General features: G+C 67.0%; 15 protein-coding genes. 7 read left to right on the top strand and 8 right to left on the bottom strand.

The genetic code is table 11. The features are described 5' to 3' along the window. Positions 1 to 144 precede the first annotated feature (144 nt). Positions 145 to 897 (top strand): DUF4191 domain-containing protein, encoded by a 753-nt coding sequence (locus DC347_RS20585; protein ID WP_018763580.1) that lies wholly within the window; start codon positions 145 to 147, stop codon positions 895 to 897. A gap of 114 nt (positions 898 to 1,011) precedes the next feature. Next, positions 1,012 to 1,365 (top strand): DUF3817 domain-containing protein, encoded by a 354-nt coding sequence (locus tag DC347_RS20590; protein WP_109864312.1) that lies wholly within the window; start codon positions 1,012 to 1,014, stop codon positions 1,363 to 1,365. Between the two features lie 12 nt (positions 1,366 to 1,377). Here the strand turns inward: DC347_RS20590 and DC347_RS20595 are convergent, their stop codons facing one another. Next, positions 1,378 to 1,815 carry an RDD family protein gene (locus tag DC347_RS20595; RefSeq protein ID WP_018763578.1) on the bottom strand — a complete coding sequence of 146 codons (438 nt, stop codon included), beginning with the start codon at positions 1,813 to 1,815 and terminating at the stop codon, positions 1,378 to 1,380. A gap of 287 nt (positions 1,816 to 2,102) precedes the next feature. Between DC347_RS20595 and glnA (DC347_RS20600) the strand changes: the two genes are divergently transcribed. Further along, positions 2,103 to 3,527 (top strand): type I glutamate--ammonia ligase, encoded by a 1,425-nt coding sequence (gene glnA, locus DC347_RS20600; protein ID WP_018763577.1) that lies wholly within the window; start codon positions 2,103 to 2,105, stop codon positions 3,525 to 3,527. Between the two features lie 280 nt (positions 3,528 to 3,807). On the opposite strand, the gene DC347_RS20605 is transcribed toward glnA (DC347_RS20600), so the two are convergent. The 3 genes from DC347_RS20605 to glnA (DC347_RS20615) are packed head-to-tail and all read right to left on the bottom strand — an operon-like array spanning position 3,808 to position 8,704. Next, the gene (locus DC347_RS20605) at positions 3,808 to 4,353 is read right to left on the bottom strand and encodes a GNAT family N-acetyltransferase (RefSeq protein ID WP_109864313.1); all 546 of its coding nucleotides are present in this window, start codon (positions 4,351 to 4,353) and stop codon (positions 3,808 to 3,810) included. Then, on the bottom strand, positions 4,343 to 7,354 hold the full coding sequence (locus DC347_RS20610; protein ID WP_109864348.1) for a bifunctional [glutamine synthetase] adenylyltransferase/[glutamine synthetase]-adenylyl-L-tyrosine phosphorylase: 3,012 nt from the start codon (positions 7,352 to 7,354) through the stop codon (positions 4,343 to 4,345). Before DC347_RS20610 ends, DC347_RS20605 begins: the two co-directional genes overlap by 11 nt. A 9-nt stretch (positions 7,355 to 7,363) precedes the next feature. Then, on the bottom strand, positions 7,364 to 8,704 hold the full coding sequence (gene glnA, locus DC347_RS20615) for a type I glutamate--ammonia ligase (RefSeq protein ID WP_109864349.1): 1,341 nt from the start codon (positions 8,702 to 8,704) through the stop codon (positions 7,364 to 7,366). Between the two features lie 277 nt (positions 8,705 to 8,981). On the opposite strand from glnA (DC347_RS20615), the gene panB reads away from it, so the two are divergent. Continuing rightward, positions 8,982 to 9,878: a 3-methyl-2-oxobutanoate hydroxymethyltransferase gene (panB, locus tag DC347_RS20620; protein ID WP_018763573.1), complete on the top strand. Its 897-nt coding sequence runs from the start codon at positions 8,982 to 8,984 to the stop codon at positions 9,876 to 9,878. A 72-nt stretch (positions 9,879 to 9,950) separates the two neighbouring features. Here panB and DC347_RS21450 read toward each other — a convergent pair whose 3' ends face one another. Continuing rightward, a complete protein-coding gene (locus DC347_RS21450) occupies positions 9,951 to 10,115 on the bottom strand; it encodes an SPOR domain-containing protein (RefSeq protein WP_018763572.1) in 165 nt (54 codons plus the stop codon). A gap of 122 nt (positions 10,116 to 10,237) precedes the next feature. Between DC347_RS21450 and map the strand changes: the two genes are divergently transcribed. Together map and ppgK are read left to right on the top strand one after the other, a co-directional pair. Then, entirely contained in the window at positions 10,238 to 11,116 is an 879-nt protein-coding gene (gene map, locus DC347_RS20625) for a type I methionyl aminopeptidase (RefSeq protein WP_018763571.1), read from the top strand. A gap of 110 nt (positions 11,117 to 11,226) precedes the next feature. Next, positions 11,227 to 12,030: a polyphosphate--glucose phosphotransferase gene (gene ppgK / locus DC347_RS20630; protein WP_018763570.1), complete on the top strand. Its 804-nt coding sequence runs from the start codon at positions 11,227 to 11,229 to the stop codon at positions 12,028 to 12,030. Positions 12,031 to 12,081: 51 nt separating this feature from the next. Here ppgK and nrdR read toward each other — a convergent pair whose 3' ends face one another. From nrdR to DC347_RS20645, 3 genes are all read right to left on the bottom strand, one after another. Continuing rightward, positions 12,082 to 12,582, bottom strand: coding sequence for a transcriptional regulator NrdR (gene nrdR / locus DC347_RS20635; RefSeq protein ID WP_018763569.1), 501 nt, complete (start codon positions 12,580 to 12,582; stop codon positions 12,082 to 12,084). Positions 12,583 to 12,732: 150 nt separating this feature from the next. After that, positions 12,733 to 14,106 carry a histidinol dehydrogenase gene (gene hisD / locus DC347_RS20640; RefSeq protein WP_109864314.1) on the bottom strand — a complete coding sequence of 458 codons (1,374 nt, stop codon included), beginning with the start codon at positions 14,104 to 14,106 and terminating at the stop codon, positions 12,733 to 12,735. A 4-nt stretch (positions 14,107 to 14,110) separates the two neighbouring features. Beyond that, on the bottom strand, positions 14,111 to 14,641 hold the full coding sequence (locus tag DC347_RS20645; RefSeq protein ID WP_109864315.1) for a hypothetical protein: 531 nt from the start codon (positions 14,639 to 14,641) through the stop codon (positions 14,111 to 14,113). 125 nt (positions 14,642 to 14,766) lie between these two features. Between DC347_RS20645 and DC347_RS20650 the strand changes: the two genes are divergently transcribed. Then, a complete protein-coding gene (locus DC347_RS20650; RefSeq protein ID WP_018763566.1) occupies positions 14,767 to 15,267 on the top strand; it encodes a flavin reductase family protein in 501 nt (166 codons plus the stop codon). Positions 15,268 to 15,328 lie beyond the last annotated feature (61 nt).

Genomic DNA, 15,328 nt, shown 5'->3' on the forward strand with positions numbered 1-15,328 from the left:
AGACTCCGGCACCACCCGCCAAGAAGCCAGCACCCTCCTCGGAGCGCATTCCTGACGCGCCCCCGCACTGGCTGGCCCCAGGCCGGACACCGGACGATTCCGGCGTCCGGCCTTGGCGTTTAAGTCACGTAGAATTGAGGCACTATGGCTAAATCCCCTGACTCCAGCAACTCCACCCCGGCGGGCCCAAGCGCGGTGAAGCGCGGCCTGTTCTCGCGCAAGCCGAAGGAAGCGAAGGCCAAGAAGCCCAGCAGGCTCAAGCAGATCGGCGAGGTCTTCACCATGACCCGCCGCCACGACCCCATGGTTCCGTGGCTGATGCTCCTGGTGTTCCTGGGCGTTGTAGCCGTGAGCTTCCTGGTGGGCTTCTGGCTGGATAACTGGATCACCGGCCTGATCATCGGTATTCCGCTGGGCCTGCTGGCGGCCACCTTCATTCTCTCCCGCCGTGCCGAACGCGCAGCGTTCGCGCAAATCGAAAACCAGCCCGGCGCCTCCGGTGCCGCGCTGGGCACGTTGCGGCGTGGCTGGATCACCGAGGAACAGCCTGTGGCTGTCAACCCCCGCACGCAGGATGCCGTGTTCCGTGCGGTAGGCCGTCCCGGCGTCGTCCTTGTCAGTGAAGGCCCCACCCACCGCGTGAAGCCCCTGTTGGATGCCGAGCGCAAGCGCCTCGCACGGATCCTGCCCAACGTTCCGGTCCATACGATCCAGACCGGGCACGGCGAAGGCCAGGTCCCGCTGAGCCAGGTGGCCAAGAAGATGGGCAAGATGAAGAACGAACTGACCAAGCTGGAGGTCAGCACCGTGTCCAAGCGCATTGCCTCCATGGGCACCCGGCTGCCGATCCCCAAGGGCATCGACCCGTACAAGGCCCGTCCCAACCGCGGACGCTAGCTGGCCGAACGCCCCGGAACCGGCACAGCCGGCTGCCGGGGCGTTTTTTCTTGCCGCCCACGCGGCGGCCACCGTATGACGGACCGTGCACCTACCAACGACAGGAACACCACCATGCCGCTGAGGACCACCGTGATCCGGGCTTTCCGGATCCTCGCCATCGCCGAAGCCTGCAGCTGGGCAGCACTGCTGGCCGGGATGTACTTCAAATGGATCGCCGGAACCACCGAAGTTGGCGTCCAGGTGGCGGGCCCGGTCCATGGCGCGCTGTTCATCGGCTACGGCCTGGCAGCGCTCACGCTATGGCGTGTGCAGCGGTGGCCTTTCCGGGTGGCGGCGCTGGCGGGCTTCTCCGCGATCTTCCCGTTCGCGACCATCCTGTTCGAGCGCTGGGCCGGACGCCGCGGCTACCTTGGCGCCCCCGCGCCGGAGGGCACCCCGGCCCGCCTCACGTCCAGCCGCACCTAGCAAGGGCAGCGGCTACCGGCGGACCAGCAGCGTATTCATGGCCTTGTCATGAAGGCCGCGCTGGTCGGGGTCGAATATGACGGCGGGGATGACCAGGCAGAGCAGCACCGTCCTCACCAGGGCCGCGAGCGGTCCCGGGGTACCGCCGCCGGGCCTCACCACGGCGATGCCCATCACCCGGTGGCCGATGCTGTAGCCGAGGGTTCCCACCAGCAGGATCTGCTCGATCGCGAAGACCCCGAGCGTCGCCCAGGAGTCGCCACCGAAGGCGAAATTGCTGATCAGCAGCGCAATGCCCCAGTCGATCATGATCGCGACGATCCGCCGCCCTGCCCGTGCGATGGAGCCGGGACCGGACTCCGGCAGGCCCAGCCGCTCCCCCGGATATTTCGAGACGCCGGAGGTGTCCGGTCCGCTGAGCCAGGAGCCAATGTCTTTGCGATCTACCACCGTCCAAGCCTACCGGCCCTGCGGCCGGCAGGGGCGCCCACAGTGTGGATGGGGTTGGACCACACTGTGGACGGGCGATAGCGTTTCCATAGCAGGGCATTCTGTAACCTGCCCGAAACAATGCGGACACGGACGGGAAATGCCTGATCCATAGGCTGTGAGAAGTTTCAAGCAAATCCCCACGGCAGGTGTACCAGCAGGGAAAACCTTGCGTTCTCCCTGCCTTTGGATTGCGCTGGACCACATGGCTTGCATGCCAGATATTTACATATGCGTTAGGAGCATAGATGTTCAAGACTGCGGACGAAGTCCTCAAGTTCATCAAGGACGAAGATGTAAAGTTCGTCGATATCCGCTTCACCGATCTTCCGGGCGTCCAGCAGCACTTCAACGTCCCCGCCAAGAGTGTTGACGCCGATTTCTTCGTCAACGGCCAGCTCTTCGACGGTTCCTCCATCCGCGGATTCCAGGGCATTGCCGAATCTGACATGCAGCTGATCCCGGACGTGACCACCGCGTTCCTGGACACCTTCCGCATGGAGAAGACCCTCGCGCTGAACTTCTCGATCGTGAACCCGCGCACCGGCGACCCGTACCACCGCGACCCCCGCGGCGTGGCCGAGAAGGCAGAAGCCTACCTGGCCTCCACCGGCATCGCCGACACCGCGTTCTTCGCTCCCGAAGCCGAGTTCTTCGTGTTCGACAACGTCCAGTACCAGTCCTCCCCGCAGGGCAGCTTCTACAAGATCGACTCCGAGGAAGCCCACTGGAACACCGGCCGCGAGGAAGAGGGCGGCAACCTGGGCTACAAGACCCCGGTCAAGGGTGGTTACTTCCCGGTCTCCCCCACCGACAAGCAGGCCGACCTGCGCGATGCCATGTGCGTTGCCCTGGACGAAGCCGGCCTCGAGGTCGAGCGCAGCCACCACGAAGTTGGCTCCGCCGGCCAGGCCGAGATCAACTACAAGTTCACCACCCTGACCCACGCGGCCGATGACCTGCAGAAGTTCAAGTACGTCATCAAGAACACCGCGGACGCCTGGGGCAAGTCCGTCACCTTCATGCCCAAGCCCGTCTTCGGTGACAACGGCTCGGGCATGCACTGCCACCAGTCGCTGTGGAACGGCGGCGAGCCGCTGTTCTACGACGAGAAGGGCTACGCCGGCCTGTCCGACACCGCCCGCTGGTACATCGGCGGCCTGCTCAAGCACGCCTCCGCCGTCCTGGCCTTCACCAACCCCACGGTGAACTCCTACCGCCGCCTGGTCAAGGGCTTCGAAGCACCGGTCAACATGGTCTACTCGCAGGGCAACCGCTCCGCTGGTATCCGTATCCCGATCACGGGCTCCAACCCCAAGGCCAAGCGCATCGAATTCCGCGCTCCGGACCCCTCCTCCAACCCGTACCTGGCCTTCGCGGCCCAGCTGATGGCCGGCATCGACGGCATCCGCAACCGCATTGAGCCGCCGGCTCCGATCGACAAGGACCTCTACGAGCTCCCGGCCGAGGAAGCCAAAGACATCCCGAAGGCTCCGGGCACGCTGGAGGAAGCCCTGGAGGCGCTGCGCGAGGACAACGAGTTCCTGCAGGCCGGCGGCGTCTTCACCCAGGACCTGATCGACACTTGGATCGAGTACAAGTACGAGAACGAGATCCGCCCGCTGTCGCTGCGCCCGAACCCCTACGAGTTCGAGCTCTACTACGGCGTCTAGCCGGCAGCCTGCCTGCCAGGCCTGCTGACCTAACGAAAAAGGCGGCCACCGGAACCATCCGGTGGCCGCCTTTTTCCGTACCCTGGCGCAAGCCCGCGGGAACGGTGAGCGGAAAGGTGGGGGCCCGGCTCCAGACGTGCTGAGACCGGGAGCCGGACCCCCTGACGAATGCCCCCCGAGACGAAGACTCAGTACAGCCTTCCCCCCAACAAGGTTGAAGAACACCGCCAATCCACATGATCGGGCAAACGCTTGCTGAGCGCAATGCCGGTCCGGCGAGTTACGGCCGCGCCGCGCAGCCGAAACGGTGGAACATGGTCCGTTGCGGCCCCGCGGAGCCACCCAGGTACTGTCCGGCATCGGCGAAACCGGCCCGCCGGTAGGCGGACAGTCCTGCCAGGTTTGCCTCATTGACGGACAGCACGACGCCGGCCTCACCGCTGTGGTGCCGGTCGGTGAGCCGCCGGGCGGCGTCCACGGCGGCAACGGCGGCGAGCGTCCCCAGCCCTTTTCCCTGGAACCTGCGGTCAATGAGGAAACCGCGAAGCAGCCAGGCTGAATCGTCGTCACGCCAACCGGCCAGCCGAGCGGCGCCCAGCTGTAGCGTCAACACCCCAACGGCGGACCCGGAGGACTCGACGACGTACGGGCGCCGGGATTCTTCTTCCAGCCCTGCCAGTGCCATGCGCAGGGGGTCGCCGACGAAGCGCTCTTGGCCTGGCAGCAGCCCCAGGCCGGCAACGGCACCGAGCTGGATGGCGCGGGCGTCCGGGTCGAGGTCGCCGAGCGGGATGAGCCAGACCCAGCCCGGAGCCTCATTGCCCATAGAAGACGCGTTCAAAGACCGCCCGGGCCCGCCGGCTCACCCTCAGGTAGTCTTCTTCCAGCGCTGCGGCCCGGCCCGGCTCGTAGCCGCACCAGCGCGCTACGGCTTCCAGGTCCCGGCGGGAGGATGGCAGGAGGTCAGAGGCCTTGCCGCTCCAGATGACGTTGGCGGACCGGATCCGGCTTGCCAGCCGCCAGGCATCTGCCAGGAGGACCGCGTCGGAATCGTCCAGCAGCCCCAGGCCGGCCGCTGCGGACAGGGCTTCCAGTGTGGACGTGGTTCGCAGTTCCGGATGCTTCCCGGCGTGCTGGAGCTGCAGCAGCTGCACCAGCCACTCAACGTCGCTTAGGCCGCCGCGGCCCAGCTTCAGGTGCCGTGCGGGGTCGGCGCCGCGCGGCAGCCGCTCCGATTCAACCCTGGCCTTGATGCGCCGGATCTCACGCACGTCCTGGTCGGACAGCGACGCCGGATACCGAATGGGATCGATCAGGTCCAGGAAATCGGCGGCGAGTGCATCGTCGCCGGCCATCGGACGTGCCCGCAGCAGTGCTTGCGCCTCCCACACCAGGGACCACCTGCGGTAGTACTCGGCGAAGGAGTCCAAGGAGCGCACCATGGCCCCGTTCTTGCCCTCCGGCCGGAGGTCGGCATCCATCTGGAGCACGCGTTCGGCCATGATGGCCGGTTTCAATGGCTGGGTGAGCAGGCTGGAGACCTTTGCGACGAGGCGGGTGGCCTGTTCCTGTGCCTCGGCCTCCGTGAAGCCCGGGAGGGCCCGGTGCACGTACATGACATCGGCATCGGAGCCGTAGCCGATCTCCCGGCCGCCCTGGCGTCCCATGGCGACCACCAGGACGGTGGTCTTCAGTGGCCCGCCGGCGGAAACGATCCCCTCTGCCACCCTGAGTGCGCCCAGGACCGCCGCACGGTCCGTATCCGCCAGCGCCCGGCCCACCTGGTCCTGGTCAAGGAGGCCCGCCGAGTCGGCGATGGCAATGCGCAGGATCTCCCGGCGCCGGATCAGGCGGATCAGGCGCATAGCGCTCTCCGGGTCCGCGTGCCGGGACATTTTGGCCGTGATTTCATGCCACTGGGCTTCGAAGCCCACCGGCACCAGGTCCTTGTCCTGCCCCAGCCATGCCACGGACTCCGGCGATACTTCCAGCAGGTCGGCGATCAGCCGGGAGTTGGAGAGCATATGGCACAGTCGTTCAGCGGCGGCGTTGGAGTCCCGGAGCATGCCCAGGTACCAGTGCGTGGTGCCGAGCGCCTCGCTGACGCGCCGGAACGCGAGGAGGCCGGCGTCGGGGTCGACCCCCTCGGCGAGCCAGTCCAGCAGGATGGGCAGCAGCTGCCGCTGGAGCGCCGCGCGGCGGCTGACTCCGGCCGTCAGCGCCTCGATGTGGCGCATCGCCCCCTGCGGGTCGCGGTAGCCGAGGGCGGCAAGGCGCCCCTGGGCGGCTTCCGGCGTCAGCTTTGCGTCCTCGGTGCTGAGCTTGGCTGCCGTGTTCAGCAGCGGCCGGTAGAAAATACGTTCGTGCAGTTCCCGGACCGAGCGTTTGGTCCGCTGCCACGCGGCCAACAGTGCATCGGGTCCGGGCCGCTCATTGGAGAACGGTCCCAGCACGGCCTTTGCCAGGGAGCGCAGGGCCGGCTCCGCCACGGGCATGAGGTGGGTACGGCGCAGCTGGAACAACTGGATCCGGTGTTCCAGCAGGCGCAGGTACCGGTAGGCATTGTCGAACGCGGCGGCGTCAGACCGGCCGATGTACCCCCCGGCGGACAACGCGGCGATCGCCGAGGTGGTGTCCCGTCGTCGTAATGACTCATCAGCCTTGCCGTGCACCAGCTGAAGGAGTTGGACGGTGAATTCGACGTCACGAAGCCCGCCGCGGCCCAGCTTGATCTGCCGCTGTTCCTCCGCGGGCGGGATGTGCTCGGTCACCCTTCGCCGCATGGCCTGGACGGATTCAACGAAGCCTTCGCGCCCCGCCGAGTTCCAGATCAGCGGTGCCACGGCTTCCTCGTACCGCCGGCCCAACGCGGCGTCGCCGGCCATGGCCCGTGCTTTCAGCAGCGCCTGGAATTCCCAGCTTTCAGCCCACCTGGCGTAGTACGTTTCGTGCGAGGCGAGGGTGCGGACCAGCGGACCGGATTTCCCTTCCGGACGGAGGTTCGCGTCCACCTCCCACAGCCCGGGCTCCCGTGCCACCGACGAGATGGCCCGCGAAATGCCGCTGGCCAGGGTGGTGCCGATAGTGTTGGCGTGCGCGTCTTCCAGGCTTCCGGCGTCCACCACGTAGATGACGTCGACGTCGGAGATGTAGTTAAGCTCGCGGGCTCCGCATTTGCCCATGCCGATGACGGCGAGGCCCACGTCCGCGACGTCGGCGGCGCCGAACTGGCCGGCCGCTTCGGCGCGTGACACCGCGAGGGCGGCTTCGATGGCAGCGGCCGCGAGGTCCGCCAGTTCACGGCCCACGGACGGCAGGAAGTCCAGCGGATCGGCGGCGCAGAGGTCCTTGACGGCCAGGTCCACCAGGCCGCGCCGGTACGCCGTGCGCAGAGCGGCATAGGCGTCGGCGCCGGTCACTGCGGCGACGGGGCGGGCGGCGCGCGGGTCGGCACCCACTGACTGCAGGAGTGTGGCCCGCAGCCTGTCAGGATCGGCGGGCAGCGGTTCGGGGCTGGCCCGGACCCGGAATGCGGCCAGGTGTTCGGGGTGCCGGATGAGGAACTCCCCCAGCGCCTCGGAGGCTCCCAGGACGCGGTACAGCGGTTCGCTGGCCTCCAGTTCGGCGCCCGCCAGGTCCCGGAGCTGCGGGTGCCTTTCGATCAGCCGGACCAAGGACTGCAGTGCAGTGTCCGGGCTGGCAGCAAGCTGCAGTCCGGCGAAGAGCCTGTCCTGGTCCAGCCCCTCGAGTTCGCGCGCGGCCAGGAACCGTTCGCCCTTCTCCAGGTCGCTGAATCCGGCCGCGATGAGGCGGCGTGCCAGGCTCACGCCGGGCACCTAGAGAATGCCGAGGTTGCGCTGCAGCTCGTAGGGCGTCACCTGCAGGCGGTAGTCCTGCCATTCGGCTCGCTTGTTGCGCAGGAAGTGCTCGTAGACCTGTTCGCCCAGGATCTGCGGCATCAGTTCGGAATCTTCCATGGAACGGATGGCATCGTGCAGGCTGGCCGGGAGCGGATCGTGGCCCATGGCGCGCCGTTCGGCCGAGCTCAGCGACCAGACGTCGTCCTCGGCCGCCGCAGGCAGGTCGTAGCCTTCCTCGATGCCCTTCAGGCCTGCACCAAGCAGGACGGCGTAGGCCAGGTAGGGGTTGGCCGCTGAGTCGATTCCACGGTATTCGATCCGTGCGGACTGGCCCTTGCCCGGCTTGTACAGCGGCACGCGGACCAGCGCGGACCGGTTGTTGTGACCCCAGCTCAGGTAGCTCGGAGCCTCGCCCCCGCCCCAAAGGCGCTTGTAGGAGTTGACGAACTGGTTGGTGACGGCGGTGAATTCCGGGGCGTGCTTGAGGATGCCGGCAATAAACTGCCGGGCCGTCTTGGACAGCTGGAACTCGGCGCCGGCTTCGAAGAACGCGTTGGTATCGCCTTCGAACAGGGAGAAGTGCGTGTGCATGCCGGAGCCCGGGTGGTCGGTGAACGGCTTGGGCATGAAGGTGGCGTACGTGCCCTGCTGCAGGGCCACTTCCTTGATCACGGTACGGAAGGTCATGATGTTGTCCGCCGTCTGCAGGGCGTCGGCGTAGCGGAGGTCGATCTCGTTCTGTCCGGGTCCGGCCTCGTGGTGGCTGAATTCCACCGAGATGCCCACCGATTCCAGCATGGTTACGGCGGTGCGGCGGAAGTCCTGGGCCACGCCACCCGGGACATGGTCGAAGTAGCCGCCCTCGTCAACCGGCACCGGTGCACCGTTCGGGCCCGGTTCCTGGGACTTCAGGAGGTAGAACTCGATTTCGGGGTGGGTGTAGCACGTGAAGCCCATGTCCGCGGCCTTGGCCAGCGTGCGCTTAAGGACGTTGCGGGGGTCCGCTGCCGAGGGTTCGCCGTCGGGAGTTAGGATGTCGCAGAACATGCGTGAAGTCTGTTCCGTCTCGCCACGCCACGGCAGGATCTGGAAGGTGGACGGATCGGGCTGGGCCAGCATGTCGGATTCGAAGACCCGGGCCAGCCCTTCGATGGCGGAGCCGTCGAAGCCAAGGCCTTCCTCGAAGGCACCCTCGACCTCGGCCGGCGCCAGGGCTACGGACTTCAGCGATCCCACGACATCGGTGAACCACAGGCGCACGAAACGTACGTCGCGCTCTTCGATCGTGCGCAGGACAAATTCTTGCTGGCGGTCCATGATGGCCTCTTCTCCGGTCAACGTTCATGCTCCGGGGCCCGCGCAAAGGGGAAAGCCGGCAGCAGTTCATCAACACTGTACTAATCATTCGGCGCCGATGCTTGAGCCTGAGCCGTGCGTAACACAGCATTAACCTCCGGAGCGGTCCGGGAGGTGCCCTGGCGGCTTCCATGCGGGACGTCAACGGCGTTCCGGCACGGCCGCTATGACGCTAATCACCTTTGCCCGGAACCGGCTGCGGTAGAAAGCACGGCAGGTCCCGCACTACGCTCATCCCATGGCCACCAGCAACAGCTCCGACTCCAGCGCGTCCGCCGAAGTACCCGCCCCGTACGGCAGCGGACCCGGCCAGCACGAGGCTCCTGCCGCCGGACGAAAACCGGCCAAGGTCCGGATCCACCACCTGCAGCAGGCCAAGCGGGACGGCACCAGGTTCGCCATGCTCACCGCCTACGAGCAATATACGGCGGAGATCTTTGACGCTGCCGGCATTGAAGTGCTGCTGGTCGGTGATTCGGCCTCGAACAACGTCTACGGCAACGAAACCAGCCTTCCGGTCACCGTGGACGAACTGCTGCCGCTGTGCCGCGCCGTGGCCAGGACCGCGAAGCGCGCCATGGTGGTCGCGGACCTGCCCTTCGGCAGCTACGAAGTCAGTGCCGAACAGGCCGTCGCCACCGGTGTCCGCTTCCTGAAGGAAGGCCTGGCGCATGCTGTGAAAATCGAGGGCAGCGCGTACTACGCCCCAACGGTGCGAGCAATGGTGCAGGCGGGCATCCCGGTCATGGCCCACATCGGTTTCACCCCGCAAAGCGAACACGCACTGGGCGGATACCGCGTGCAGGGCCGGGGCGACGACGCCCAACGCCTGATCGACGATGCCCGCGCCCTCTCCGACGCAGGCGCATTCTGCGTGCTCATGGAAATGGTCCCGGCCGACACCGCGGCCGCGGTGGACGCTGCCGTGGACGTCCCCACCATCGGCATTGGCGCCGGGAACGCGACCACGGGCCAGGTCCTTGTCTGGCAGGACATGGCCGGCCTGCGGGGCGGCCGGATGGCCAAGTTCGTCAAACAGTACGCGGACCTGCGCACCACCCTGCTCGACGCCGCCACCGCCTACGGCGACGACGTCCGCTCCGGCCAGTTTCCCGGCCCGGAACATTCCTTCTAGCTTTCAACTTCACCCCGCCGACGCGGGCGGAACAGGCGGGCCGGCACCCGGCCGGCCTGCCCACCCAACCGGTCAGTCGTCGTCGCCCTTTTCCCAGGCCTCGTTGCGCGCCTTGACCTTCTCGATGGCGTGTTCAGCTTCTTCCCGGGTCTTGTAGGGCCCAATGAGCTGGCTCCAGTCGGAGAGCCGGTCTTCTTCCACTTCGTGGGTGTTGACGTTGAACCAGTACTCAGTCATCGTTGCTCCTCGTTCCGGCGACAGGAAAGCCGCGGGGTGATGCACGTAACACAAATACTTACGTGTGCCCTCCGCCGCTTGTCGGTTGTTAGGCGTTCTGCGGTGCCTTATATGATCAATCTATGCCTTCCCTTGCCTCTACTGCACCCACCGGAACCCTCACCCCGGGTACCGTAGGCCCGCAGCGTTCCGTCCCGGCGTCCATCCCCCGTCCGGAGTACGTCGGCAAGCCTGCCCCGGCCAAATTCACGGGTTCGGAGGTCAAGTCCGCCGAAACGATCGAGAAGATCCGCGTCGCCGGGCGGATCGCGGCCCAGGCCATCGTGGAGGTCGGCAAGCATATCCAGCCCGGTGTCACCACCGATGAACTGGACAGGGTGGGCCACGAATTCCTGCTGGACCACCACGCGTACCCCTCCACGCTCGGCTACCGCGGATTCCCCAAGTCCCTGTGCTCGTCGCTGAACGAGGTCATTTGCCACGGCATCCCGGACAGCACCGTGGTCCAGGACGGCGACATCCTGAACATCGACATCACCGCCTTCATCAACGGGGTCCACGGCGACACGAACTACACGTTCCTGGTGGGTGACGTGGACGAGGAATCACGGCTCCTGGTGGAGCGCACCCAAGAGTCGCTCAACCGGGCCATCAAGGCGGTGGCACCGGGCCGGGAAATCAACGTGATCGGCCGCGCCATCCAGTCGTACGCCAAGCGTTTCGGCTACGGCGTGGTGCGGGACTTCACGGGCCACGGTGTCGGCGAGGCTTTCCACACCGGACTGATCATCCCGCACTACGACGCCGCCCCCGCCTACAACACCGTGATCGAAACGGGGATGGTGTTCACGATCGAACCGATGCTCACCCTCGGCACCGTCGAGTGGGACATGTGGAGCGATGACTGGACCGTGGTGACCCGCGACCACAAGCGCACCGCCCAATTCGAGCACACCCTGCTGGTTACCGAGACCGGTGCGGAAATCCTCACCCTGCCGTAGTCTGTCCCCTGCCCGCACACGGCATCCGATGCCGGTGCAGGACCCACCCTGTTGTGGGGCTGCCCCCGGCCGCCCCTTCCCTGCCCGCCCCAGCCTAGAACGGAATCCCATTGGCCAAGAAGGACGAGAAGTCGCACAAGAACGCACCACTGATCGGCATCGACATCGGCGGTACGGGCATCAAGGGCGGCATTGTCGACCTGAAGAAGGGCAAGCTCCTGGGCGAGCGTTTCCGGGTGCCCACCCCGCAGCCCGCCACGCCCGAGGCCGTTGCCGAAGCAGTGGCCCTGGTGGTCGCCGAGCTCTCTGCGCGCCCCGAGGCCCCGGAGGCCGGCTCCCCCGTGGGCGTGACGTTCCCCGGCATCATCCAGCACGGCGTGGTCCACTCCGCCGCCAACGTGGACAAGAGCTGGCTGGATACGGACATTGACGCCCTCCTCACCGAGCGGCTGGGCCGCCCCGTGGAGGTCATCAACGACGCCGATGCCGCCGGCCTGGCCGAAGCCCGGTACGGTGCCGGCGAAGGTGTCGCCGGCACCGTCCTGGTCATCACCCTGGGCACGGGCATCGGCTCCGCCTTCATTTTCGACGGGAAACTGGTACCGAACGCGGAACTGGGGCACTTGGAGATCGACGGCTTCGATGCCGAATCGAAGGCCTCCGCCGTGGCCCGCGAACGGGACGGGCTCTCATGGGACGAGTACAGCGTGCTGTTGCAGCGGTACTTCTCGCATGTGGAGTTCCTGTTCTCCCCGGAGCTGTTCATCGTCGGCGGCGGAATCTCCAAGCGCGCGGACGAGTACCTTCCCAACCTCAAGTTGAGGACGCCGATTGTTCCGGCCGTCCTGCGGAACGAGGCCGGGATCGTTGGCGCGGCCCTGGAAATCGCATTGCAGCACAAGCTCACCAAGTAAAGGTGGTGCCGGTGGCGGCTGCGGCTTCCCCTCCGCTGCCGCCACCGGAGCTTAGAGCGGGCTCTTCTCGGAGCTCTTCGGGCCGGAGGCGCCCTTGGCGCCTTCCACGGCTTCGTGGCGGAGCAGGGCAATGGCCGATTCGAAGTCCTCCAGGGACTCGAAGGCCTGGTACACGCTGGCGAAGCGCAGGTACGCTACCTCATCCAGCTTCTGGAGCGGTCCGAGGATGACCAGGCCTACCTCGTGAGCGTCGATTTCGGCGGCGCCGGAGGAACGGATCTGCTCTTCCACCTCCTGGGCCAGCATGGCGAGGTCGTCTTCGCTGACCGGCCGGCCCTGGCATGCTTTGCGCACGCCGTTGATCACCTTGCTGCGGCTGAACGGCTCGCCCACGCCGGAGCGCTTGATGACGGAGAGGCTGGTGGTTTCGACGGTGGTGAACCGGCGCCCGCATTCGGGGCACTGGCGCCGGCGTCGGATAGCCGAGCCGTCATCGGCCATCCGGCTGTCAACGACGCGGGAATCGGGGTTGCGGCAGAACGGACAATACATGGCGTTTCCCCTTCCCTTCCGGCGTCTAACGGCAACGAAACCGGCAGTGCCGCCGGACCGCAGTGTTACCGTCCCAGTTTACGGCTGCATCCCGGGTAATAACAAGCCTGTAATTACTACATGTAGTGCCCGGCAGCCTATATGTAGTGGCTAGTCCTGTGCAGGGAACCGCGCGCTGACGGCGTCCCCGTGGGCCGGCAGGTCCTCGGCGCGGGACAGGCTCACAATGTGGCCGCTGACCTCCGCCAAGGCCTCCCGGCTGTAATTGACCACCTGGATGGCGCGCAGGAACGTGGTGACGTTGAGCCCGGACGAGAACGCAGCGGTCCCGCTGGTAGGCAGCACGTGGTTCGAGCCTGCGCAGTAGTCCCCCAGGCTGACGGGGCTGTAGTCGCCCACAAAGATCGCGCCGGCATTCCGGATCCGCGCGGCCACGGCGGCGGCGTCCCGCGTCATGATCTCCAGGTGCTCGGCGGCGTAGGCATCGCACGCGGCGATTCCCTGGTCCAGGTTGTCCACCAGGACGACGCCGGACTGGGGGCCGGACAAGGCCTCCCGGACGCGGGCGGAGTGCTTGGTTGCGGCGGCCTGCCGATCGAGCTCGTCCCGTACCGCCATGGCCAACGGCTCCGAATCGGTGACCAGCACCGATGCTGCCTTGGGGTCGTGCTCGGCTTGGCTGAGCAGGTCGGCGGCCACCAGCGCCGGTTGGGCGGAGTCGTCGGCAAGGATGGCGATCTCCGTGGTTCCTGCCTCCGAATCGATGCCCACCACTCCCTTGACCAGGCGCTTGGCGGTGGCGACGAAGATGTTGCCGGGCCCGGTCACCACGTCCACCGGTTCCAGTGCGGGGCCCGCGTCGCCGGCGTCCACCCCATAGGCAAACGCGGCGATGGCCTGTGCGCCGCCGATGCCGTAGACCTCGGTGATACCCAGCAGCGCCGCAGCGGCGAGGATGGTGGGGTGCGGCAGGCCGCCGAATTCTTTCTGGGGCGGCGAAGCAAGGGCAATGGATTCCACCCCTGCCGCCAGCGCCGGCACCACGTTCATGATCACCGATGACGGATACACTGCCAGGCCGCCCGGAACGTACAGCCCAACGCGCGCTACGGGGACCCAGTTCTGGCTGACGACGGCGCCGTCGCCCAGTTCGACGTCAACGTTGCGGGGCCGCTGCCGGTCGGCGAATTTCCGTGCCCGGCTGATGGATTCCTCCAGTGCTGCCCGCACCTTCGGGTCAAGACCGTCCAGGGCTGCGGCGATCGCCTCGCGGGGAACCAGCGGATGGCGCTGATCCACGCCGTCGAACCTTGACGCAAGGTCAGACAACGCCGCGAAGCCGCGCTGCCGGACGGCGGCGATAATGTCCAGGACCTTTTCCTCGGCGTCCGCCACGGTCTGGCCCTTGGCGCGCGGAACGGCGGCGCGCAGGGCCGCCAGGGTCAGGGTGCGGCCGCGAAGGTCGATGGTGCGGAAGTCGACGGCGGTAGTCGCGGGGGCAGGAGGCTGCGGGGAAGTGGTCACCGGACTATTTTACGGCGCTGTTCCCGCCCGCCGTTCCGCCGGGGATGCCGGCGGGTTTCCGGCCTGCCATCCCCACCAACTCCAAAACGAAGACCGAGACCGCCGTGGCAGCCGGCCACAGCAGCAGCACCGGCAACGCCCGGAGCGAGAAGGCGATGCTGGCATTGGCCGAGGTGTCCACCGCCGGGCCCCAGAGCCGGGCCGCGAGGAGGCCGGTTCCCCAGGCGGCCAGGCTGCCGGCCACCGCGCCGACCAGGCCCGCCAGCAGAGCCGTCCGGGGGTCCGGACGCTTGCCGTCGGCCAGGAACACGGCCAGCAGGCAACCGGCCAGCACCATAATCCCGGCAAGTGTCAGGTCGCGTGGCAGCCACACCAGCGGTGCCGTTCCCGATGCCAGGGCGGGGTTCCGGGTGATCAGGTTCAGGCCGCCCGGGGCAAGCAGCCACCAGAGGAGCCCGGCCGGAACGCCTGCCGCCGCCGGGACCAGCAGCAGGGACCAGGGCAGCCGCCGCGCGGGGCGGCCAAAGTTCGTCATGACAGACACCTTAACAAAGGTTCCTGCGGAGCCCGTCAGCGGTTCAAGGGCTCTGTGTTTTCCCGCCTGGCCCGCGGGCCAATACGCTTGGGGAAAGAGATATGCCACTTAGTGCAGGAGTTCCGGTGACCGACAACAGCGAGCCCTTTGAGCAGACGTTCAGGGAGATGTTCCGGCGGCATGCCGCGGGCGTCGCCATCATCACCGTGAACTACCAGGACGAGCCCTACGGATTCACCGCAACATCGGTGGCCTCCCTGTCGGCCAAACCGCCGCGATTCACGTTCAACATGGCCCGCAGTTCCAGGTCCTGGCCCGCCGTTGCCAACACCCAGTTCCTGGGCGTCCACATGCTGGGCCTCGAAAACCAGGAACTGGCAGCCCGGTTCGCCCGGCCCGGCAACCGGTTCGAGGGGAACCACTGGGAAATCGGACCGCACGGGGTGCCCATCCTGAAGGATGTGGCCGGCTGGCTCATCGGCGAGGTGCAGATGCGGCTGTCGTTCGAAAACAACGCCGTGGTGGTGGTCCAGGTGGTGGACGGCCAGGTGGGCGGCGATGGTGCGCCGCTGCTCTACCACGGGGGCGCCTACGGGCAGCCTGTCCCGCTGGACTACGAAATCTAGCGCAGTCCATCGTCCCGGGTCCGGGCTGAAGCGACCAGACGCCAAAGGCGCGGACGACGCC

It is taken from the genome of Pseudarthrobacter sp. AG30 (assembly GCF_003116525.1).
GTDB lineage: Bacteria > Actinomycetota > Actinomycetes > Actinomycetales > Micrococcaceae > Arthrobacter.